22 protein-coding genes, 1 tRNA gene and 1 pseudogene are annotated in these 21,738 nt (G+C 61.0%); 13 read left to right on the top strand and 11 right to left on the bottom strand.

Going from position 1 to position 21,738, the window contains the following annotated elements; translation table 11 throughout:
- Positions 1-191 precede the first annotated feature (191 nt).
- The 3 genes from AC6CIG_RS10350 to rpoZ form a co-directional block, all read right to left on the bottom strand.
- Positions 192-344: a DUF3563 family protein gene (locus AC6CIG_RS10350; RefSeq protein ID WP_018094596.1), complete on the bottom strand. Its 153-nt coding sequence runs from the start codon at positions 342-344 to the stop codon at positions 192-194.
- A 157-nt stretch (positions 345-501) separates the two neighbouring features.
- A complete protein-coding gene (locus AC6CIG_RS10345; RefSeq protein WP_018094595.1) occupies positions 502-2,727 on the bottom strand; it encodes a RelA/SpoT family protein in 2,226 nt (741 codons plus the stop codon).
- A 102-nt stretch (positions 2,728-2,829) separates the two neighbouring features.
- Positions 2,830-3,237, bottom strand: coding sequence for a DNA-directed RNA polymerase subunit omega (gene rpoZ / locus AC6CIG_RS10340; RefSeq protein WP_018094594.1), 408 nt, complete (start codon positions 3,235-3,237; stop codon positions 2,830-2,832).
- A gap of 471 nt (positions 3,238-3,708) precedes the next feature.
- Between rpoZ and AC6CIG_RS10335 the strand changes: the two genes are divergently transcribed.
- Entirely contained in the window at positions 3,709-4,287 is a 579-nt protein-coding gene (locus AC6CIG_RS10335; RefSeq protein ID WP_003527296.1) for a LabA-like NYN domain-containing protein, read from the top strand.
- 222 nt (positions 4,288-4,509) lie between these two features.
- Here AC6CIG_RS10335 and smpB read toward each other — a convergent pair whose 3' ends face one another.
- Both smpB and dapA read right to left on the bottom strand, forming a co-directional pair.
- Positions 4,510-4,989, bottom strand: a complete 480-nt coding sequence (gene smpB / locus AC6CIG_RS10330; protein WP_003527297.1) for an SsrA-binding protein SmpB — start codon at positions 4,987-4,989, stop codon at positions 4,510-4,512.
- Complete coding sequence (gene dapA, locus AC6CIG_RS10325; protein ID WP_018094592.1) at positions 4,989-5,873, bottom strand: 4-hydroxy-tetrahydrodipicolinate synthase; 885 nt, start codon at positions 5,871-5,873, stop codon at positions 4,989-4,991. Before dapA ends, smpB begins: the two co-directional genes overlap by 1 nt.
- 301 nt (positions 5,874-6,174) lie before the next feature.
- Here dapA and AC6CIG_RS10320 point away from each other — a divergent pair, with 301 nt between their 5' ends.
- Together AC6CIG_RS10320 and AC6CIG_RS10315 are read left to right on the top strand one after the other, a co-directional pair.
- Positions 6,175-8,220 (top strand): lytic transglycosylase domain-containing protein, encoded by a 2,046-nt coding sequence (locus AC6CIG_RS10320; RefSeq protein WP_437408817.1) that lies wholly within the window; start codon positions 6,175-6,177, stop codon positions 8,218-8,220.
- Between the two features lie 165 nt (positions 8,221-8,385).
- Entirely contained in the window at positions 8,386-8,874 is a 489-nt protein-coding gene (locus AC6CIG_RS10315) for a BA14K family protein (protein ID WP_164867105.1), read from the top strand.
- Positions 8,875-9,025: 151 nt separating this feature from the next.
- On the opposite strand, the pseudogene AC6CIG_RS10310 reads toward AC6CIG_RS10315, so the two are convergent.
- Positions 9,026-9,100 (bottom strand): annotated as a pseudogene (locus AC6CIG_RS10310) (GIY-YIG nuclease family protein); the annotation flags it as partial.
- A gap of 559 nt (positions 9,101-9,659) precedes the next feature.
- Here AC6CIG_RS10310 and AC6CIG_RS10305 point away from each other — a divergent pair.
- Positions 9,660-10,691: a porin gene (locus AC6CIG_RS10305; protein WP_437411645.1), complete on the top strand. Its 1,032-nt coding sequence runs from the start codon at positions 9,660-9,662 to the stop codon at positions 10,689-10,691.
- A 173-nt stretch (positions 10,692-10,864) separates the two neighbouring features.
- Positions 10,865-11,797 (top strand): tyrosine-type recombinase/integrase, encoded by a 933-nt coding sequence (locus AC6CIG_RS10300; protein ID WP_026168567.1) that lies wholly within the window; start codon positions 10,865-10,867, stop codon positions 11,795-11,797.
- 105 nt (positions 11,798-11,902) lie between these two features.
- Here AC6CIG_RS10300 and AC6CIG_RS10295 read toward each other — a convergent pair whose 3' ends face one another.
- Entirely contained in the window at positions 11,903-12,922 is a 1,020-nt protein-coding gene (locus AC6CIG_RS10295; RefSeq protein WP_437408815.1) for a porin, read from the bottom strand.
- A 685-nt stretch (positions 12,923-13,607) separates the two neighbouring features.
- On the opposite strand from AC6CIG_RS10295, the gene AC6CIG_RS10290 reads away from it, so the two are divergent.
- Together AC6CIG_RS10290 and AC6CIG_RS10285 are read left to right on the top strand one after the other, a co-directional pair.
- Positions 13,608-14,189 (top strand): TetR/AcrR family transcriptional regulator, encoded by a 582-nt coding sequence (locus AC6CIG_RS10290; protein ID WP_018094587.1) that lies wholly within the window; start codon positions 13,608-13,610, stop codon positions 14,187-14,189.
- A 13-nt stretch (positions 14,190-14,202) separates the two neighbouring features.
- Entirely contained in the window at positions 14,203-14,496 is a 294-nt protein-coding gene (locus tag AC6CIG_RS10285; protein ID WP_437408813.1) for a YciI family protein, read from the top strand.
- A 190-nt stretch (positions 14,497-14,686) separates the two neighbouring features.
- Here AC6CIG_RS10285 and AC6CIG_RS10280 read toward each other — a convergent pair.
- Positions 14,687-14,776, bottom strand: a tRNA-Ser gene (locus AC6CIG_RS10280).
- A gap of 260 nt (positions 14,777-15,036) precedes the next feature.
- Between AC6CIG_RS10280 and AC6CIG_RS10275 the strand changes: the two genes are divergently transcribed.
- Positions 15,037-16,158: a pyridoxal phosphate-dependent aminotransferase gene (locus AC6CIG_RS10275; RefSeq protein WP_437408812.1), complete on the top strand. Its 1,122-nt coding sequence runs from the start codon at positions 15,037-15,039 to the stop codon at positions 16,156-16,158.
- A gap of 21 nt (positions 16,159-16,179) precedes the next feature.
- On the opposite strand, the gene AC6CIG_RS10270 is transcribed toward AC6CIG_RS10275, so the two are convergent.
- Positions 16,180-16,446, bottom strand: a complete 267-nt coding sequence (locus AC6CIG_RS10270; RefSeq protein ID WP_100672044.1) for a sel1 repeat family protein — start codon at positions 16,444-16,446, stop codon at positions 16,180-16,182.
- A gap of 606 nt (positions 16,447-17,052) precedes the next feature.
- Here AC6CIG_RS10270 and AC6CIG_RS10265 point away from each other — a divergent pair.
- Complete coding sequence (locus AC6CIG_RS10265) at positions 17,053-17,394, top strand: DUF2147 domain-containing protein (RefSeq protein ID WP_018094582.1); 342 nt, start codon at positions 17,053-17,055, stop codon at positions 17,392-17,394.
- 80 nt (positions 17,395-17,474) lie between these two features.
- Here the strand turns inward: AC6CIG_RS10265 and AC6CIG_RS10260 are convergent, their stop codons facing one another.
- The gene (locus tag AC6CIG_RS10260) at positions 17,475-18,176 is read right to left on the bottom strand and encodes a glutathione S-transferase family protein (RefSeq protein WP_018094581.1); all 702 of its coding nucleotides are present in this window, start codon (positions 18,174-18,176) and stop codon (positions 17,475-17,477) included.
- 235 nt (positions 18,177-18,411) lie between these two features.
- Between AC6CIG_RS10260 and AC6CIG_RS10255 the strand changes: the two genes are divergently transcribed.
- The 4 genes from AC6CIG_RS10255 to AC6CIG_RS10240 all read left to right on the top strand — a co-directional run bounded on the left by AC6CIG_RS10255 (position 18,412) and on the right by AC6CIG_RS10240 (position 20,751).
- A complete protein-coding gene (locus AC6CIG_RS10255) occupies positions 18,412-18,585 on the top strand; it encodes a hypothetical protein (protein WP_003527318.1) in 174 nt (57 codons plus the stop codon).
- Positions 18,586-18,598: 13 nt separating this feature from the next.
- Positions 18,599-18,772: a hypothetical protein gene (locus AC6CIG_RS10250; protein WP_003527319.1), complete on the top strand. Its 174-nt coding sequence runs from the start codon at positions 18,599-18,601 to the stop codon at positions 18,770-18,772.
- 76 nt (positions 18,773-18,848) lie between these two features.
- Positions 18,849-19,169: a YnfA family protein gene (locus tag AC6CIG_RS10245; RefSeq protein ID WP_018094580.1), complete on the top strand. Its 321-nt coding sequence runs from the start codon at positions 18,849-18,851 to the stop codon at positions 19,167-19,169.
- A gap of 79 nt (positions 19,170-19,248) precedes the next feature.
- The gene (locus tag AC6CIG_RS10240; RefSeq protein ID WP_018094579.1) at positions 19,249-20,751 is read left to right on the top strand and encodes an AMP nucleosidase; all 1,503 of its coding nucleotides are present in this window, start codon (positions 19,249-19,251) and stop codon (positions 20,749-20,751) included.
- A 28-nt stretch (positions 20,752-20,779) separates the two neighbouring features.
- Here the strand turns inward: AC6CIG_RS10240 and AC6CIG_RS10235 are convergent, their stop codons facing one another.
- Complete coding sequence (locus tag AC6CIG_RS10235) at positions 20,780-21,736, bottom strand: lysylphosphatidylglycerol synthase domain-containing protein (RefSeq protein ID WP_437408811.1); 957 nt, start codon at positions 21,734-21,736, stop codon at positions 20,780-20,782.
- Positions 21,737-21,738: the final 2 nt, after the last annotated feature.

Here is a 21,738-nt window from a genome sequence, read left to right as displayed (position 1 = left end):
GCTGCATGTTTCCTTCAATCCTTGAAGACTGAGACGTGCGGCAGATCAAAGCGTTACAGCCGCAGGACACGCAGCGTCGTAAGGCGTCAGACTGACAGATAAGGCAAGAGAGCCATTCGTAAAACGCATAGCTCAGGCTACCGCCGGGCGCAGCAGCCGTGGCGCGCCTTTCGGGCGCGCCGCATTCGCGATCAGAAGCCCTTCCGGAAAAGGCCGCGGTCGATCTGACGCTGACGGTATTCCAGGTCGATCCGGTCGACGGAGCCATTCAGATAGGCGGTCTCGCGTTCTTCGATGCTCGGAATGTGCAGGGCACGGGTGATTTTCTTCAACTGCTTGAACATGGCAAACCCCTTTCGTTCACCTCCCGATGCGAAAGATAGTTCACCAGCCGAACCATCACCAGTCCCGCGAAGCGTCGGCAGCCATGCAATGAGTGCATGGCGCGGCTCATCATTGTTACGAGATGCTTATTTCTGAGGCAGATTGCACAGAAACCGGCTACTCGAAGAGGCGCTTGACCATGGATATGCTCGGCAGCTCCTTGAGCTGCGCCATCAGATGGTTGAGCTGACGCAAATCCCAGACCTCGAGATCGAACTGCAATTCGCTGAAGTCCGCGGCGACGCGCCCCATGGAAAGCGAACGGATGTTGACGTCGGTGGTCGCGATGGCCTGTGCGACCTCTGCCAGCGTGCCGGGCTCGTTCAGGGCGCTGACCGCAATCCTCGCCATGAAACGGCTGTTGTTCGCCTCGTCGAGATCCCAACGAACGTCGATCCAGCGCTCGGGCTCTTCATCGAACTTCTGCAGGATCGGCGACTGGATCGGATAGATGGTGATGCCTTTGTCCTTGTCCATGATGCCGACGATGCGATCGCCGGGAACGGCGCCGGCAGGACTGAAATGGACCTCGGCATTGCCGGAGAGGCCACGGATCGGCAGGGCTTCCGGCCCCTCCGCCTGCTCGGCGGCGGCCATTTCCTTCGACCGCTCCGGCAGCTTGAAGATCATGCCCGCGGCGCTGCGCATGTTGAACCAGCCGTCGTCGGCGCTGGGCTTCACGGTCACGCGCTCGTCCTGATGATCGGGAAACACCGCGCGCAGCACGTCGAGCGAGGAGAGTTCGCCGCGCCCGACCGCGGCGATGGCGTCTTCGACGTCCTTCTGCCCGAGCCGATGCAGCACCGGCTTCAAAGCCTCACGCGAGAAGGTCTTGCCCGCCCGTTCGAAGGTGCGCTCGAGGATGCGATAGCCGAGGCCGGCATATTGCTTGCGAATGGCGGCGCGGGTGGCGCGGCGGATGGCGGCCCGCGCCTTGCCCGTGACGACGATCTCTTCCCAGGCCGGCGGCGGCACCTGAATACCCGACCGGATGATCTCCACCTCGTCACCGTTGTTGAGCCGGGTCACCAGCGGCATGATGCGACCGTTGATCTTGGCCCCGACGCAGGTGTCGCCGATATTCGTATGGACGGCATAGGCAAAGTCGATCGGGGTGGCGCCGCGCGGCAGCGCTATCAGTTGCCCCTTCGGTGTGAAGCAGAAGACCTGATCCTGGAAGAGTTCGAGCTTGGTGTGCTCGAGAAACTCCTCCGGATTGTCGCCCTCGGCGAGCGATTCGATCGTCCGGCGCAGCCAGGAATAGGCATTCGATGTCGGAGTGCGCGTCAGGTCACCGGAAACGGTGTCGCGATCCTTGTAGAGTGCGTGGGCCGCGATACCGTATTCGGCGATCTCATGCATGCGCTTCGTGCGGATCTGCAGTTCGATGCGCTGGCGCGACGGGCCGATGATCGTCGTGTGAATCGATTGATAGTCGTTCTGTTTCGGGGTCGAGATGTAGTCCTTGAAGCGTCCCGGCACGACACGCCAGCGGGTGTGCACGATACCGAGCGCGCGATAGCAGGACGGAATGTCGTTGACGATGATGCGGAAGCCCCAGACATCCGAGAGCTGCTCGAAGGAAAGCGATTTCGACTGCATCTTGCGGAAAACCGAATAGGGCTTCTTCTGGCGTCCCCTGACCTGTGATTCCGTAAGCCCCTCGGCCTGAAGGAGCTCGCTCAGTTCCTCCTCGATCTTCTTGATCAGCCCCTCATTGCGCTCGGAGAGCTCCTGGAGGCGCCTGGTAACGGTCTCGTAAGCCTCCGGATTGATGTGGCGGAAGGACAGGTTCTCGAGCTCCTCGCGCATGTCCTGCATGCCCATGCGCCCTGCCAGGGGCGCATAGATGTCCATCGTCTCCTCGGAGATGCGCGCGCGCTTTTCGGCCGACATGTGGTCGAGGGTGCGCATATTGTGGAGGCGATCGGCAAGCTTGACCAGGAGCACGCGAACGTCGTCCGAAATGGCGAGCAGCAGCTTCCGAAGATTTTCCGCCTGCTTGGCCTTCTTGGTCACGAGGTCGAGCTTCTTGATCTTGGTGAGGCCTTCGACCAAGGCGCCGATATCCTCGCCGAAGAGATCGTCGATCTCCTGCCGCGTCGCGGTCGTATCCTCGATCGTGTCGTGCAGCAGCGCGACGGCGATCGTGGATTCGTCCAGATGCATCTCGGTCAGGATCGCCGCCACTTCCAGGGGATGGGAGATGTAAGGATCGCCGCTTGCCCGCTTCTGCTGCCCGTGCTTCTGCATGGCGTAGACATAGGCCTTGTTCAGCAGCGCCTCGTTGACGTCGGGCTTGTATTTTTGCACGCGCTCAACGAGCTCGTATTGGCGCATCATCCGCTAGCGGCTCCGTGAAATCAGGCAAATAAAAAAGTGCGCCAATCATATGAGTGGCGCACTGCTTCGATAACACGTCGGAACGTTGTTCCGGAACGAATCTCAGTAGTCGTCGCTCTTTTCCGGAGGAACGAGGCCTTCGATGCCGGCCAGCAGTTCCTCTTCGGACATGCGGTCGAAGGTCAGCGCTTCCGGCTGGTCTTCCTCTTCGGCTGCCTCAGCGAAGGCAGGCGCTGCTTCCGTCTGGGCGAGCGATGCCGGATCGGGTTCCGGCTCGTCCACTTCCACATGCTTCTGCAGCGAGTGGATCAAGTCCTCCTTCAGGTCGCCGGGCGACAGGGTTTCATCGGCGATCTCGCGCAGTGCAACGACCGGATTCTTGTCGTTGTCGCGGTCGACCGTAATCGGGGCACCCTGGGAAACCAGGCGTGCGCGGTGGCTGGCAAGAAGGACGAGTTCGAAACGGTTTTCGACCTTGTCGATGCAGTCTTCGACGGTGACGCGGGCCATAGCCTGTCCTTTACGACTCAAGAGATGCGGCGGCATCGCCGCGGCAGGTTTAACGACGCGAAACCGGAACGTCCGCTGACATGCGGCTCCATCAGCTCCGATTTCTGGAATTAGGCGTCCGATACAATCAAAACGGCATAAGTTCAAGTTTTTCCTGCATCCGGCTCACGTCATGGCCCGGAGCATGATAAAATGCCGCGTCTGCGGAACGCTCCAGAGGGTCACAGACATCGCCTGTATTTCGTGATAATTTCGAGTACGTATCCAGCAACAATTATAGATTGAAAATGTGGACGAACTGCAGCAACTGCTAAAACTAGCTATAGGCGCCGCGCCCTAGTTGGAATAATGCGTTGGCATGACCACATTATTTGCAGATAAGTGAGCTTTAATTTAATCCGCCAATTGTAAGCGTGACGCTCCGCGGGGTTGGTCCGGTCACTGTGCAGGGTACGGAAAAAGGAAGTAACGATGTTCGATCCTCGCGAGAAAATCGCTCTTTTCATCGATGGCGCCAACCTCTACGCCGCGTCGAAGAGCCTCGGCTTCGACATCGATTACCGCAAGCTGCTCAAGGCCTTCCAGAAGCGCGGCTACCTGCTCAGGGCCTACTACTACACCGCACTCATCGAGGACCAGGAATATTCGTCGATCCGTCCGCTGATCGATTGGCTGGACTATAACGGCTATAAGGTCGTGACGAAGCCCGCCAAGGAATTCACCGATTCCCTCGGACGCCGCAAGATCAAAGGGAATATGGACATCGAGCTGGCGATAGACGCCATGGAGCAGTCCGAATCGGTCGACCACCTGGTGATCTTCTCCGGAGACGGTGATTTCACGACCCTGGTCGAAGCGTTACAGCGCAAGGGCCGAAAGGTTTCCGTGGTCTCGACCATGTCGACGCAGCCGCCGATGATTGCCGACGACCTGCGCCGTCAGGCCGACCACTTCATCGATCTCGCGACGCTCAGAGGAGAGATCGGCCGCGAACCGTCCGAACGCGTTCAGCGCCCTGTCGAGCCGGTCGCCGACGACGTCGAGCTTTAAAGCCTGTCGGGATTTTTCCTCGTCCCTGTGCTTGTCACAGGGACGGAGGCCGGACCAAGCCTTGGCTGAAAATGGCTTTTCCGCGCCGCAGACGCGGTTTCCGCCCGCATCCCGCTCCAACTCATTGGAATCGATCGCCTTCGTGGTTCAGGTCGACCCGACCTGAGATCATTGTGATCTCGTCTGCCGATGAAGAACAATACCCCAGAGATCGACGGGGACTCAGCCCCGCTCCTTGAGGAGCCTGTTCTTCTGCCGGTTCCAGTCGCGTTCCTTGGAGGTCTCTCGCTTGTCGTGCAGCTTCTTGCCCTTGCCGAGCGCCAGTTCCAGCTTCGCCCTGCCTCGCTCATTGAAGTATATCCGGAGCGGTATCAGCGACATCCCCTCGCGGTTGACCGCACCCTGCAGACGGTTCACTTCCCTCTTCGACAGGAGCAATTTGCGGCGGCGGCGCGTCTCGTGATTGAAGCGGTTGGCCTGCAGATATTCGGGCAAATAGGAGTTGATGAGCCAGATCTCGCCGCCTTCGTCGGTCGCGTATGATTCCGCGATATTGGCCTTTCCCTCGCGCAACGACTTGACCTCCGTGCCGGTCAGCACCAGACCGGCCTCGTAGGTGTCGACGATCTCGTAGTTGAAGCGGGCCTTGCGATTTTCCGCGACAACCTTCTTGACCGTGCGTTCGCTGCCTTTCGGTGCCATCAGTTCATCAGCCCTGCATGCCTGAGCGCCGCGTCGATAGCCGAGGCGGTGGCCGGCTCAAGCGCCGACAGCAACGGCGAGCGGACAGTAAAGCTCATCCGCCCGAGACGGTTCAACGCATATTTGGCGCCGCAGACGCCCGGCTCAAGGAAGATGGCCTTGTGCAGCGGCATCAATTTGTCTTGAAGCTCCAAGGCCTTGGCATAGTTGCCGGCAAGGGTTGCCTCCTGGAATTCGGCGCACAGGCGCGGAGCCACATTGGCGGTGACGGAGATGCAGCCAACGCCGCCATGCGCATTGAAGCCGAGGGCGGTCGCATCCTCTCCCGAAAGCTGCACGAAAGCCTTGCCGCAGCCTATGCGCTGCTCGGAAACCCTCTCGATCTTTCCAGTCGCATCCTTCACGCCGATGATCGTGGGATGGGCCTTCGCCAGCGCCGCCATGGTCTCGACGCTCATGTCCACGACGGAACGGCCGGGAATGTTATAGATCACGATCGGCAGCTTCACGCTTTCGGCGATCGCCGCGTAGTGGGCGAAAAGGCCCTTCTGCGTCGGCTTGTTGTAATAGGGCGTGACAACGAGGATCGCGTCCGCGCCGGCCTTTTCCGCATGCTGCGCAAGCTCGATCGCTTCGATCGTGTTGTTGGACCCAGCACCGGCGATGACCGGTACGCGCCGCGCCGACGCCTCTACGCACAGTTCCACGACCTTCTTATGCTCGTCGTGGGAAAGCGTCGGAGATTCACCCGTGGTGCCCACCGGCACGAGGCCGTGGCTGCCCTCTTTTATCTGCCACTCCACATGCGCGACGAAACTATCCGCATCAACCGAGCCGGCGGCGGTGAACGGCGTTACGAGTGCGGGAATGGAACCCTTGAACATGCACAACTCCTGACGACCGAGGGCGCAGAATACGCTCACGCTTTGGCCGCAATCGACGGTTAAAAAACTGCCGCACCATAATCATGTGACGTGTCTGCGGCAAGCGCTGAGAGGATGCATTTCGCTTTCGTTTCCGCGCAAACGCCGCCCGTGGGCGGGACCGCAATGGGGCGCCGGGTTTCGGGGAACACCCATGCGCCGGCCGGTCAGCAGTCCGACAGATATGGCTGGGTTTTCGCCGACCGATCGGCTGTAATGGAGCGGCAATGAAGTCGAGGGATCGGGGACTACGGGGCTCGTGATGCGGCGAACAATTTTTCTGCCGGCCGCCGCCATGATCGGTGCGGGGATGCTGGCTTTTTCGGCCGAGGCAGCCGAGGGCCGGATTCCGGTACCGACGAGCAAGCCGGATGCTGCCGGCAAGATCGGCAGCCTCGCAACCGGCGAACTCTCAACTATTCTCGGCGCCAATCTGAAAAGCGGTCTCGATGCCCTCTCCGATCGGCAGCCGGAAAAGGCGATCGCCGTTCGCGACCGCATGCCGGCAGGAACGCTCGACCGCCATATCCTGGCCTGGGCGATCGCGGTGTCCGGACAGAGGGGCATTCCTTCCTATGACATTGCCGAGGCGCAGCGGGAACTCCAGGGCTGGCCGGGTCTGAAATCGCTGCGCTCGCATTCGGAACGGGCGCTTTACCGCGAGAACGCTCCCGCCGCCAATGTGGTCGCCGCCTTCGGCACCACCCGGCCCGAGACCGCTGAAGGGGCGATCATCCTTGCACGCGCACTTGCAGCGCAAGGGCAGAGCTCGGCGGCCGCCACGCACCTGCGCGCATTCTGGCTGAGCGAAGCCCTGGACAAGGACACTGAAACGAAGATCCTTTCCGAGTTTTCCGGTCTGTTGACGACGGAAGACCACAGGCAGCGGATGGAAATGCTTCTCTACCGCGCCCGCATAGACCAGGCCGAGCGGTTCAGCGATCTCGGCAAGGCGCAATCGCTGTTCCGCGCCTGGGCCGCAGTGACCCGCGGCGGCAGCAACGCTGCCTCGCTCATCGAAGCGGTGGACGCTTCCTGGCGCAGCAGGCCTTCCTACCTCTTCATCCGCATCGAGCATTTACGCAAGCAGCAGAAATACGCCGAGGCGGCCCGGCTTCTCGACCAGATGCCGAAGGACGACGGCGCCCTCGTCAATCCCGGAGAATGGTGGGTCGAGCAACGTATCGTCAGCCGCGGCTTGCTCGACGCCGGCGACTTCCGCGGCGCCTATCGCATCGCCGCCAACCATGCGGCAAGGCGCGCTACGGACCGCGTCGACGCGGAATTCCATGCGGGCTGGTATGCGCTTCGCGGCCTCGAGGAACCCGAGACCGCGGCGCGTCACTTTCGCAGGATCCTCGAGGCATCGAGCCGGCCGATCTCCGCCTCGCGCGCCTGGTATTGGCTGGGCCGCGCCGCCGAAGCGGGCGGCCCCGGCGACGCGCGCGCGTATTTCACCAATGCCGCGCGCTACCCGGCCACCTTCTACGGGCAACTCGCCGCCGCACGCCTTGGCCAGGCGAAACTCGATATGAGCTATCCCTCGGCGACGGAGCAAGACCGCATCCGGCTGGAGGGGCGCGAAGCCGTTACGGCGATCGGCCGGCTCGAAGCTGTCGGCCATGGCTGGCGCGCCGACAGTCTTTATCGGGCGCTTGCCGAGGAACTGACCAGCCCCGGCGAACTTGCGATCCTGGCGGAGCGGGCCGAGAAGTCGGGCAATCACCAACTCTCGTTACAGATCGGCAAAATCGCCTTCGGCCGCGGCATCGAGGTGGCTGCCCTTGCCTTTCCTATCGGAGTCATTCCGCCGAGCGCCGATATCGACGGGGCCGGCAAGGCGCTCGCCTATGCCATCGCCCGGCAGGAAAGCGCTTTCAACCCGGCCGCTGTTTCTGTGGCGAATGCCCGGGGGCTCCTGCAACTCCTTCCCGGCACGGCCAAGGCCGTCGCCAGCCGCTATGGCCTCGCCTATTCGAAGGACCGCCTGACGAGCGACGCCGGCTATAATGCGACGCTTGGGGCCCATTACCTCGGCGAACAGATCGACAGCTTCGGCGGTTCCTACATCCTCACCTTCATCGCCTATAATGCCGGCCCGCGTCGTGTTCCTGAGTGGCTCGCCCGCTATGGCGATCCACGCGGAAAGCCCATCGACGAGGTCGTGGACTGGATCGAGCGCATCCCCTTCGAGGAGACGCGCAACTATGTCCAGCGGGTGATGGAGAACTACCAGGTTTATAAGTCGCGGCTGGGACAGGATACGGACATCGTTGCGGATTTGAGGTTGGGACGCCGTTTGCCTTGAGCCGGAGCTGCGGGGGCGAACCGGACGGTCGCGCCCGACTGCAACGGTCCCCGCGGCAGCTTCACCGAGAGAGGATCACATCATCGTGATCCTTTGGCGGCGTCCGGCACAAAATACGAGTTCGGCCATTTTCCCTTGGAAGGGATTACTTTCTCCTGAGAGGAAATGGTGAGGCCAATGAAGACCTTAGCAATTGTTGCCCTGTCGCTGGCCACGGCCATCAGCAGCGTTCCGCCCGCAGAGGCATTTCCGATCGTTCCGGCACCGAAGCCGCAGGCTGCCGACGTGCAATTGGCGCAGTTTCCGTACGAGCGCGGGGAAGCGCGCAAGGGCCGCTGCCGCGACCGGGACTGCCGGCGGATGGGCAACTGGCGCGGCTATCGCGGAAACCGTCATTACAGCAACCGCTACCATCATCGCCGCTACTACCGCGACGACGATGATGATCTCGGAGCTTTCTTTGGCGGCCTGGCCGCCGGCGCGATCGTCGGTGGCGTGTTGAGCCAACCGAGATATGCGGCTCCGAGGTATTACGGCGGCGGCAATGCACATGTGGAATGGTGCTACTCGCGCTATCGCTCGTATAGAGCCTGGGATAACACCTTCCAGCCCTATAATGGTCCGCGGCGCCAGTGCTATTCACCCTATAGCTGACGCCACTGCGCGCAGACAAATTAAGGTCTGTCGTGATTCGGGCCGCCCGCTGCGGCTTGTTTGATCGCCTCATTCCTGTGCTCGTCACACGGATGAAGGTAGAGAGGGTGTGACGCCTCGGCGCGGTTGATAAACCGTTAAGATATAGAGGCGGAAGGTCGCGGGTCACGCCCGTATACAGCGTCCCGCTTCGCTTCGACGCGAGAATGTAGTCGTAACCTTTCATCTCGGTCCCTCATTCCTGTGCTTGTCACAGGAATCCAGCCAGATCAATCCTTGGGCTGGAAAGGCTCTTCCGCGCCGCAGACGCGGCGCTGCTGGATCCCTGTGACGAGCACAGGAATGAGGGCGGAGAGAGTGCGGTCCCTCGGCGCGTTTCATTGCGGCACAGGTTGATCATCCCTCGCATATTCGCAAGCGAATGTTGTAGTAGCCGCACATCCCCGGTCCCTCATTCCTGTGCTTGTCACAGGAATCCAGCCAGACCAAGTCCTTGGGCTGGAAAGGCTCTTCCGCGCCGCAGACGCGGCGCTGCTCTCATCCCTGTAATGAGCACAGGGCGAAATCTCAACAGGCCCGAAAGCGCGTGGCATGAAGTTCTATTTGAACGCGACGCGCCTCCCTCACCTTCTCCCTATTTGAGGGAAAGGCAGTGCTGGCGCTTCCCCCCTACTCGTCAGCGCCCTGGCTCCCACGCGTCCGCAATGATCTTCGGTGGCCTCTACTTAGCCTCGCCGACCGCCCAGTCATAGGATTTCTTTCCCACGACTGACTGGAGGTCAGAAATGAACATCAAGAGCCTTCTTCTCGGCTCAGCTGCGGCTCTCGCAGCAGTCTCCGGCGCCCAGGCTGCCGACGCGATCGTCGCGGCCGAGCCGGAGCCCATGGAATATGTCCGCGTCTGCGACGCTTTCGGCACCGGCTACTTCTACATTCCCGGCACGGAAACCTGCCTCAAGATCGGCGGCTTCATCCGCGTTCAGGGTGAATTCGGCCGTGACGAAGCTAACGACCGCTGGAAGAACCCGAAACAGTCCACGTCGGATTGGGACATGTTCTCCCGCGCCTACATCTCATTCGACGCAAAGAGCGACACGGAATACGGCACGCTCACCGGCTTCTTCGCCGCTGAATTCAACGCCGACAACGACTCCGATGCAGGCGACAGCCTGATCGACGTCGATGAAGCCTACATCCAGCTCGGCGGCTTGAAGGCCGGCTTCTTCTACAGCTGGTGGGATAAGGGCCTGAACGGCGAAACCGACTCGATCGGTGAAAACACCGAATTCAACTCGCTCGCCTATCTGTATGACGGCGGTACCTTCCAGGCTGGCATCGCAGTCGATGAACTCGAGGCAACAACCACCAAGGCCAACGGCATCGGTGTTGAAGGTATCGTTTCGGCTTCGCTCGGCGGCGTGAGCTTCGATCTGCTCGGCGGCTTCGACACCGAGGCTGAAGAGGGCGCGGTTCGCGCACTGCTGTCCGCAGATGCCGGTCCGGGCACCTTCCAGCTCGCGGGCGTATGGGCATCCGACCCGAATGCCTATTGGGAAGATTCCGAGTGGGCAGTTGCTGCGTCGTACCGCTTCAACGCTTCCGAAAAGCTCGCAATCACCCCCGGCGCACAATATTGGGACGCTCTGAACAACGATGCCGGTGGCTTCGACTCGAGCGAAGAAAAGTGGCGCGTCGGTGTCACTGCCGACTATCAGATCACCGATGGTCTCGCCTCGCGCTTTGCCATCAACTACGAAGATGCAAGCAACAAGCCCGACGCTGTCAGCGGCTTCCTCCGCCTGCAGCGGGACTTCTAATCTGACCTAGTCAGGTTCCAAAAAGCCCGCAACCCAACATTGAGTTGCGGGCTGTTGCTGTTCTGCAACGAATGTGCGCCGCCAAGGCGTTGAGATTGTTTGACTATAAGCACTGACTTGATGGTCAGTGGTTTCTTGGCTCGTTCACGGAGAATGGGGAGGAAACGGCAAACGTGACGTCGGACGCTGAAAAACGAGCGAGTGACCTTGGATTCCCTGGAATGGGGTCCGGGTACGAGGTCAATTATAGCTTCGGCCGGCAAGGTCCCATGGGAGTGGTGAAGGAAGCCACGCTCGCCGAATTGCTTCAGCGCTATGCCGACATCCTGTGGGACGAAGGCAAGCACAAATACAATGTGAAGGCTTTCGTCGGAGAGCTGGACGAGATTCTGCTCGGCAAGCGTTTCTCCGTCTTCTCGCAGGAGATGCTCGACGGCCTTATCGGTGCGCTGCGCAAGCGCGGCAACAGCAACGCGACCATCAACCGGAAGATGGCGGCGCTGCGAAAGCTGCTGCGGAAAGCGTACAAGATGGGGGATGTACACAATCTACCGGAGTTCAAGCGCCAGAAGGAGAAGGCGGGGCGCCTACGCTTTCTGGAAGCCGACGAGGAGGAACTGCTCTTCCGGGAGATTGCGAGCCGGTCTGAACTGTACCTTTATCTCTCGATATTCCTGGTGGATACGGGTGCGCGCCTGGGCGAGGCCATTGCTCTCAAATGGAACGACATCCATGAGGGCCGGGCGACATTCTGGGTCACCAAATCGGGCCGCAGCCGCACGGTCCCGCTCACGTTGAGGGCAAAGGACGCCCTGAAGAAATGTGCCGACAGAGCCCCGGGCCCCTTTTCGAGAATTGATCAGCAAAAGTATCGCGCCGTCTGGAACGCTGCAAAGGTGGATGCGCGCCTCGGTGACGAAGAAGACGTCGTTCCGCACATCCTGCGGCATACCTGCGCCTCACGCCTGGTCAGAGGCGGGATCGACCTTAGACGGGTTCAGATGTGGCTTGGCCACCAGACGCTCGAGATGACGATGCGCTACGCCCATCTCGCCTCCCACGACCTCGATATGTGCGTGCCCGTCCTGGAACGGCACCTTAAGTAAATCGCGGAACGCGCCGCAGTAGCGCGGCACTCACAATACTGTCCCAAAAAGAGAAAGCCCGGCTTTGAGCCGGGCTTTCCTTCCACTGACCGAGGTCAGGTCAGATTAGAAGTCACGCTGCAGGCGGAGGAAGCCGAAGACTTCTTCGTCGCCATTGTCCTGATCTTCGTAGTTGATCGTGAAGCGAGTGGCGAGACCTTCGGTGATCTGGTAGTCGGTCGTGATACCAACGCGCCATGCATCGTCGTTGCCGAAGTTGTTGTTCTCGTTCACGTTACCGAAGTACTGAGCGCCAGGGGTGATGGCGAACTTGTCGTTCACGTTGAAGCGGTAGGACGCAGCAACGGTCCACTCGGAGGCATCCCAGTAGGCGTTCGTTTCGGATGCCCAGATACCAGCGATCTGGAACGTGCCCGGGCCGAGATCTGCGGAAAGCAGGGCGCGGATCGCGCCTTCTTCGGCTTCCGTGTCGTAGCTGCCGAGCAAGTCGAAAGCAACGCCACCGAGCGTAGCGGAGACGATACCGGTAACGCCGACACCGTTGTCCTTAGTCGTTGCGCCTTCGAGTTCGTCGACCGAGATACCTGCCTGGAAGGTGCCGCCATCGTAGATGTAAGCGAGCGAGTTGAATTCGGTGAAGTTGCCGAGCGTGTCGGTTTCGCCGTTCAGACCCTTATCCCACCAGCTGTAGAAGAAGCCGGCCTTGAAGCCACCGAGCTGGATGTAGGCTTCGTCGACGTCGATGAAGCTATCGCCTTCGTCGGTGTCGTTGTCGGCGTTGAATTCACCAGCGAAGAAGCCGGTGAGCGTGCCGTATTCGGTGTCGCTCTTGGCGTCGAACGCGATGTAAGCGCGGGAGAACATATCCCAATCGGACGTGCCGCCGTTGTCGTAACGGCTGGTGACCTCGTCACGGCCGAACGAGCCCTGAACGCGGATGAAGCCGCTGATCTTGAGGCAGGTTTCCGTGCCGGGGATGTAGAAGTAGCCCGTGCCGAAAGCGTCGCAGACGCGAACGTATTCCATGGGCTCCGGCTCGGCAGCGACGATTGCGTCGGCAGCCTGGGCGCCGGAGACTGCTGCGAGAGCAGCAGCGGAGCCGAGAAGAAGGCTCTTGATGTTCATTTCTGACCTCCAGTCAAAAGTTTAAAACGGGTCTGGGTTTTTTGCTGAAGGACAGCGTTCCCTGCCCCATCCCCAATGTTCAAGAAGTCGGACGATCAACCGCCCTTGCTTCCGGAGTTGAAAATACAAAACCGGGTGGGGCGCGCAACGACCAACTTACCAGATCGACTCCTTTGCCCTGCCCTTCCCTGATCCCTGTTGCTGAAACGACACAAAATCGCCCCAGACGGCCCGAGGAAATTAACAGAGCGTTAAGAAAATCCTTTAGCGACGAGGGGTTAGCGTAGGATGTCGGGCTGTAATCTGTGTCGGAAAGGGGCGAAAAATAGCCGGAAAGGGGGTCGAAACCGGGCAAACGCCCTGCCCAAGTCCTATCCTTTCCGGAGCCATTGACGCGTCGATCCCGGTCCCGCGCATCGAAATCGGGGCGCCTCCCGGCCGATTCACGGAAGAATCAGCCCACGGGGATTCGCGAATCGAGAAGCACTCACGAGCGCAGTCGGAATGGCTGCGCCGGCTCCACTCTTTACCCGGTGTTTAAAAATGAGCTGATTGGCCATGACGGTGAGTGCCGCCGAGCGCTGCATGTCGCATCCCCGACGCCGGGGCGCAGAGAGAGTATGGTTTTGACAGATTAGGTCATTTGTCCTAGTGATTTTCCAGTTACTAGGACAAATGACCAAACATGCCGGTATCATCCACTCGTGAACTGATTGTCGAAAAGGCTGATATCCTCTTTTACGAAGGGGGATATGAGGCCACGTCCTTTGCCGAGATCGCGGCGGCCGTCGGCATCTCGCGCGGCAATTTCTACCACCACTTCAAAACCAAGGATGACATTCTGGATGCCGTGATCGCGCGCCGCATGGAACGGACCAGCGCGATGCTCGACGGCTGGCAGGCGGAAGGCGACGGCCCGCGCGAGCGCATCCTGTCCTTCATTCAAATGCTGATTGGCAACCAGGCGAAGATCATGGCCTTCGGCTGCCCGGTCGGCACGCTTTGTTCCGAACTCGCCAAGCTCGATCATGTCGCCCAAGGCCGTGCGGCCGAAATCTTAGGGCTGTTTCGCGATTGGCTCGCCGGGCAGTTCCGGGAGCTTGGCGCAGGCGACCGCGATGAGCCGCTGGCGCTGCATCTCCTGTCATGGTCGCAAGGGGTGGCGGTGATGGCGACGGCGTTCCGCGACGAAACGTTCATCCGCAGCGAGGTTGCCAGCATCGAACACTGGCTGGCGACATTGCCGGACATATCCCGAGCCAATTGACCAAGGAGCACCGATGTTTATCACCTTCCTCAAGTTTGCTGAGAACCGCGCCGCCGCGCCCACCTTCATGGTAGCGCATAACGAATGGATCGCGCAGGGTTTTGCCGATGGCGCGTTCCTCTGCGTCGGCTCGATCCGGCCCGCCGCCGGGGGCGCGATTCTCGCCCATGGGGAAAGCCGGGCCGATCACGATGCGCGTATTGCCGCTGACCCCTTCGTCATTGAGGGGATCGTGACTGCTGAAACCTACGAGATCGACCCGAAGCGCACTGTCGCCGCGCTGGATTTCCTGAAGATACCGGCATGAGCGGGAACGTTCCCGGTCCCGATGCTTGCACGAGTTCCGAGCCCGATTGCTGCGACCGGCAGACGGAAGCTGTCGTCACGGCTTCAAAGTATATCGAGTTGCAGCGTAGAAGCGGCGGTCTTGCGTGCCAATTGGTGGGTGTGCGGTGATCGGCGGCAATGTCGCGCTATAGCGGGCAATCGGCGGTGTATGGCGGAGAAGAAGGGATTCGAACCCTCGATACCGTTTCCGGTATACTCCCTTAGCAGGGGAGCGCCTTCGACCACTCGGCCACCTCTCCGTTAGCGCCTGACTAGTGTCACCGCGTTTCCAATGCAAGATTTTTTTGTCGAATTTCGGGAAATCATCCCATTTTCATCCGCTTCGGCGCGGTTACACCCGATCGGAATATAGTGAAATCGTGTTGCCTGGGACTGAGAGTTGGGAGAAGCCCCTTCGCGGCGGCTGTTCTTCTGCCGATTCTTCATCGCATCGATTCCGCTTCGCCTTCTTATGCGATAAGTTCCGCCGGCATTTCCGAACGGAGTACGTTTTACCAACATGTCCGCATTCTCACGCTTCACGCCACTCGTCCAATCCCTGCCGGCTACCGTCCCCTTCGTTGGCCCTGAGGCGCTCGAGCGTCAGCACGGCCGCGAGGTCGCGGCGCGCATCGGCGCCAATGAGAGCGGGTTCGGCCCGGCACCATCCGTGTTGCTGGCCATTCGTCAGGCGGCCGATGAGACCTGGAAATATTCCGATCCCGAGAATCACAATCTGAAGCAGGCGCTCGTCGGCCATCTTCGTGTCCCGGCCGCCAATATCGCGATCGGAGAGGGAGTCGACGGCCTGCTCGGGCAGATCGTACGCCTCGTCGTGGAACCGGGCATGCCGGTCGTGACCTCATTCGGAGGCTATCCGACCTTCAACTATCATGTCGCAGGACATGGTGGACGGCTGGTCACGGTCCCCTATGCCGGCGATCGGGAAGATATCGATGGATTGCTCGCCGCCGCGAAGCGCGAGAATGCGGCGCTCGTCTACCTCGCCAATCCCGATAATCCGATGGGCAGCTGGTGGCCCGCCGAACGCGTGATCGCCTTTGCGGACGCTCTGCCGGAAACAACACTCCTCGTGCTGGACGAAGCCTATTGTGAAACGGCGCCGCGGGAGGCAATTCCTTCGATCGAGAGCCTGATCGACAGGCCTAACGTCATACGCACGCGCACCTTTTCGAAGGCCTACGGACTGGCCGGGGCCCGCGTCGGTTACGCACTGTCGACGCCCGGGACGGCTCAGGCCTTCGACAAGATCCGCAATCATTTCGGAATGAGCCGAATCAGCGTGTCGGCAGCGATTGCCGCACTGGCCGACAAGGAATACTTGAAGGAAGTCACGCGCAAGATCGCGAAGTCACGGGAGAGGATCGGCCGGATCGCTACCGACAACGGCCTCGTCCCTCTTCCATCAGCCACGAATTTCGTGGCTGTCGACTGTGGAAAGGATGCGGCCTATGCGCGGGCGATCGTCGATCGGCTGATGAGCGATCATGGCATTTTCATCCGCATGCCCGGGTTCGCGCCACTCAACCGCTGCATCCGCATCAGCACTGCGCCCGAAACCGAACTCGATCTTCTTGCGGCCGCGCTTCCGGAGGTGATCAGGAGTTTGGCTGCCACCTGAACCGGCGGCAACCGCCACGCATCAGTGCATCGTCATCCATTCGCGTGCTGCGCGCAGCGCGGCGGCGAGATCCGCCTTGCTCATCGTCGCCGCGAGGTCGGCTCGCAAGTCGGCCGCACGGTCCGAGCCCCTGATCGCGGCGATGTTCAGCCACTTGTGCGCGGCTACCAGATCGACGGGCCTGCCGCGGCCCGTCGCATAGGCGAGGCCCATCTCGCACAGAACGTCGGCGCGGTTGCCGCCGCCGATGGCGTCATCCGAAACGATCTCAATGTTAAAGAGTGCCATTTTTCTTGTCCCTGTCTTTTCTTCGTTTGAGCGAAGCGGCCCGCCCGTAGGGGCGAGCCCGGCTTCAGCTGGTATTTCTGGTCCCTGTTTCATCGAGCCTCTTGGCGGGCTTTCCGGGAAATCGCGCCGTCTTCTGCGGCGTCGCTTTCCGGTTGGTCGGCGGCTTGTTTCGCCGCTCGTCTTATGGATGTGAATATGCCCGACGGCCTTCAATGGCCGCTTAAAATCCATGCTTAATTTGACGCAAACAAAGTCCAAATGCTTGGTAAACTTGGGTTTTCGTTAAGCATCGCAGGCCCTGCAAAGGCACGCATTCGCCTCGAATTTTACGAAAATTTCACGTTCGGATTTCAACTGAACGCTAACCATGAGAACAACTGCTCTTTCAAGGACGGGGGGCGCCGCGCGCAGCATGCCCCCTGCAAGGCACGCAGCATGCCCCTGCAAGGCAACGCCCGGATATTTACCTTTACGTACGCGTAATATACTGTCTGTGCCGGAGTGATCTTCATCCGCCTGACCCGTCCGTCGCAGCAGGCGATCGCGCTCCACAGGGAACAAGCACGCGGCAGGACCGAAGAGCCTGCCGACTTCGGAGGAAATTGCATGATTCGCACATTGCTCGTTGCAGCAGCGCTTGGCTTTGCCGCAGCCGCCCCGGTCCACGCTGCCGAACCGATCCTCGGCAAGTGGAAGACGGCGAGTGGCTCCACCGCGGAAATCGCCGCTTGCGGCACAGCCTTCTGCGTCACGCTGAAGACGGGCAAGCACGCGGGCAAGCGTGTCGGTTCGCTGTCCGGAACCGGCGGCAGCTACAGCGGCGTGGTCACCGATCCCGAAAGCGACAAGACCTATAGCGGAACGGGGTCGGTGGACGGCAATCTGCTGAAGATGCGGGGCTGCGTGCTGAAGGTGCTTTGCAAGTCGCAAACCTGGACGCGTCTTTAAGCCTCCGCAGCAAGAACACGGGCGGCGCTGCACCAGATACGCCTATGGAGGGGCATTGTTCGCCCCTCCCCCGCCCCGTCTTAGCGGGCGCGTTGGCCGAACAGAACCTTCTGCGCCTCTTCGTCCTCGGCGAGGCTTTTCTGGCGAGCCCGCTCTTCCTTGCCCACTTCGATGGCCTTCTTCACCGCCGGGCGCGCAAGCACGGCGTCGAACCAGCGCTTCAGGTTAGGAAATTCGTTGAGGTCCTGGCCCTGGTTCTCGTGCGGAATCACCCAGCCGATCGCGGCCATGTCGGCGATCGAGTAGTCGCCGGCGAGGAACGGCCGGTCGGCGAGCCTCTTGTTCATCACGCCGTAGAGGCGGTTCACTTCATTGGTATAGCGGTCGATGCCGTAGGCGATTCTTTCCGGGGCATATTGGCGGAAATGATGTGCCTGCCCCGCCATCGGGCCGAGGCCGCCCACCTGCCAGAAAAGCCACTCCTCTACCTCGACGCGGGCGCGCTCGTCGGACGGATAGAACTTGCCGTATTTGCGGCCGAGATACTGCAGGATCGCTCCTGATTCGAATACGGAGATGGGCTCGCCGCCCGGACCGTCCGGATCGACGATCGCCGGCATCCGGTTGTTCGGCGAGATCTTCAGGAAGTCCGGCTGGAACTGATCGCCCCGGCCGATATTTATATACTTGACGACGTAGGGAACGCCGAGCTCCTCCAGCATTATGGTGATCTTCCAGCCGTTCGGCGTGGGCCAGTAATAAAGCTCGATCGGAGCGGTCATCGCGTCTCTCCTGGTTTGTCGGAAGGACAGACTTAGGAACACGACGGCTCAACGGCAAGGCCGCAGTCCGACGCGCATTTGTTTAAGTGCATGATCGTTCTCCCTAAACCGCTGCACATCTTCGGCGCTGCTCAGATGAACGCCAGATGAACGGACGTCTCAGCCAGAGTTCAGTTTGGTTGTGCGAAAAGACGATCAATCGATTTGAACGTGTCTCGCTTCAACGGACGGAACCATGGACATTCTCGCTCGCCGCCTCACCATCATCAGCCTGCTCATGGTCGTCTTCGCGATGACGCTTGCCGCCGCAGTCGGCGCCGACACGGAACGCCGCCGCCAGAACACCTATATCGGTTCGCTCACGGATTGCACCGCTCACACGGCGCAATACTGCCAAGCCAAACTCTGAAGGAAACTGTGGAATGGCCGCGCTCGTCTCCTCTGCCATTCTCTCGCTCAGGCTCCTGATACTCGCGGGCCTGCTGATCGCTCCCATCGGAGCGGTCGCTTACAGCAAAGCCGCCGGTTACGGCATCGGCAAGAACGGTGCCGGCTTCGTTCTTTTCGTCACCCTCCAGCGCCAGGCGATGAGCTGATTTCGAGACGCCGCCTTCGGTCCTTGCATATCGGTTGAAAGTGCGCTCCTCTCCTGATCGGGAGGACCTGTAAGCCATGCCCGCATACGCTATCTATTTTGCTGCAGCTCTTGCCGAAATCGCCGGATGCTTTGCCTTCTGGTCCTGGCTGAGACTTGGCAAATCCACCCTGTGGCTCATTCCCGGCATGGCTTCGCTTGCGCTTTTCGCCTGGCTGCTGACGATGGTGGACGCGGCAGCGGCGGGCCGTACCTATGCCGCCTATGGCGGCGTCTACATCGTCGCGTCGCTCTCTTGGCTCTGGCTTGCCGAAGGCGTCCGGCCGGATCACTGGGACATGACGGGCGCCGCCGTGGCGCTCGCCGGCAGCGCGATCATTCTCGCGGGGCCTCGCTGAAGTACAAAGTGCGGCGCTGTAGAACAAAAAACAGCACTCTTGTCGTTTGCTTGTCGGAAGGTGCTGCATATAATGCGACATGAACAAGCGAATCTCTTCACACTCCGTCCTCTCCGTCGCCACCCCTGAACCCTTCGAGCCGCAGCTCTTCGACGATGCGACCGAGGCCGTCGATTGTCTGGAAGCGCTCTACGAACGCAACACCCGCTTCCTCTGCGAAGCCTTCGAAGGTCTCGGGAAAAGCGGCAGGCCCCTCACTCGTTTCCGCGCCTGCTATCCGCAGGTCAGCATCGAGACGAGCAGCTTCGGACATGTCGATTCGAGGCTTTCCTTCGGCTATGTCAGCGCGCCCGGCGTCTACACGACGACCATCACCCGGCCCAAACTGTTCCGGCACTATTTGAAAGAACAGCTCGGCCATCTCATGCGCAACCACGGCGTCGGCGTCACGGTGTCGGAATCCTCGACACCGATCCCCCTCCATTTCGCCTTTGGCGAAGGGGCGCATGTCGAAGCGTCTGCGGCCGACAGCATCGACATTCCGCTGCGCGACCTTTTCGACGCGCCGGATCTTACGACCACCGACGACGAGATCGCCAACGGCTCCTACGAGCCAGGTCCGGGAGAGCCGTCGCCGCTCGCGCCCTTCACGGCGCAGCGCATCGACTATTCGCTCGCGCGCCTCAGCCACTATACCGCGACCAGCGCCAGGCACTTCCAGAACTTCGTGCTTTTCACGAACTATCAGTTCTATGTCGACGAGTTCTGCGCCTGGGCGCGCCAGCAGATGGCGGAGGGCGGCAACGGTTACACCGCCTTCATCGAACCCGGCAACATCACCACCCCCGCGGGTGCCGACCGGCCGGATGCCGATTATTCGCTCGCCCGCCTGCCGCAGATGCCCGCCTATCATCTGAAGAAGAAGGGGCACGGCGGCATCACTCTCGTCAATATCGGCGTCGGCCCATCCAATGCCAAGACGATCACCGACCATATCGCCGTGTTGAGGCCGCATGTCTGGCTGATGCTCGGCCATTGCGCGGGCCTGCGCAACAGCCAGCGGCTCGGCGATTACGTGCTGGCGCATGCCTATATGCGCGAGGATCACGTGCTAGATGACGACCTGCCGGTCTGGATTCCCTTACCCGCACTGGCCGAGGTGCAGGTTGCCCTGCAGGACGCCGTCGCCGAAGTGACGGGCTACAAGGGCTACGACCTCAAACAGATCATGCGCACGGGTACGGTCGCGACGATCGACAACCGCAACTGGGAACTGCGCGACCAGCGCGGGCCGGTCAAACGACTCTCGCAGGCCCGAGCCATCGCGCTCGACATGGAATCGGCTACCATCGCCGCCAACGGGTTCCGCTTCCGCGTTCCCTACGGGACGTTGCTCTGCGTGTCCGACAAGCCGTTGCACGGCGAACTGAAGCTGCCCGGCATGGCGAGCGCCTTTTATCGAACCCAGGTGAGCCAGCACCTGAAAATCGGTATCCTGGCCCTGCAGAAGCTGGCGGCGATGCCTTCCGAGAAGCTCCATTCACGCAAGCTCAGAAGCTTCTACGAGACTTCGTTCCAGTAGAGCCCGCATCCTGTCGCTCAGAAGCGTTTCACGCTTTCGGCCGCAGGAGGAGCGACAGCAGCGTGCCGGCCACCGCCGACACGATGACCATGAGGTGGGCATTGATACTGGCGCGGCCGAGCGTCTCGAGCGTCGCCTGATCCGCCGGCGCTCCGAAGGAAACCGCACCGGCGACGATCGCCGCTGCGTAGGTTCCCACACCCGCCGGCGCGTGCACCGGCAGGACGGAAGACAATTCGCCACCGAGCGCCCCGCCGAAGGAGGCGGCGAGCGGAGCGACCCCCATGATCGCGAGCACCCAGGCGAGAACGACGACCTTAACCGCCCAGTTCAGCATCGTCATCGCCCAGGCCCGCAGGAAAGCGGGAATGTCGATCGGCAGGCCCGCCTCCACCTCGTCCAGATGCGGACCGACCTTCGCCGGCGCGAAACGGCGCATCGTGGTGAGCGCTTTCTCCTTCATGAGAAAGAAGGCAAGAGGCGACAGAAAAGCGATAAGCCAGAGAACCCAGCCGATCGCCCCTGGGTCCCGCCCCACCACCAGACCCACCGCAGCGACGGTCAGCAGGGCGTGCAGGTCCAGAAGCCGCATGACGAAGAGCGCCGCGGTACCACGCACCAGCGGCACACCGAATTCGCTGCGCATGAGCAAGGGAAAGCTCGTTTCGCCGGCTCTGAACGGCAGCATGATGTTGAGCAGATTGTGAACCTGGGTCACCCGGAAGAGAGACAGAAACCGGCCCCTGGTTTCGCCCGGGAAGTAGTCGTGGATCCGATAGCAACGGATGAAATAGGTGGCGACGAGAAGCGCTAGCGCCGAGAGCACCGGCACGACGCCGATTTCGGCCCATTGCCGCAGCAATACCGGCCAGCCCCAGACCCACTCCACGAAGACGGCATAAGCCGCGATTGCCGCAGCGGAAATCAGTGCCAGACGGTTGCGCGCGAGCCACGACCGCCGGCTGCGCTCCCAGTTCGTATTCATCG

It is taken from the genome of Sinorhizobium sp. GQ132, assembly GCF_059758575.1.
Note: the sequence above shows the minus strand (reverse complement) of the source record. Positions and strands in the feature narration are given on the sequence as shown.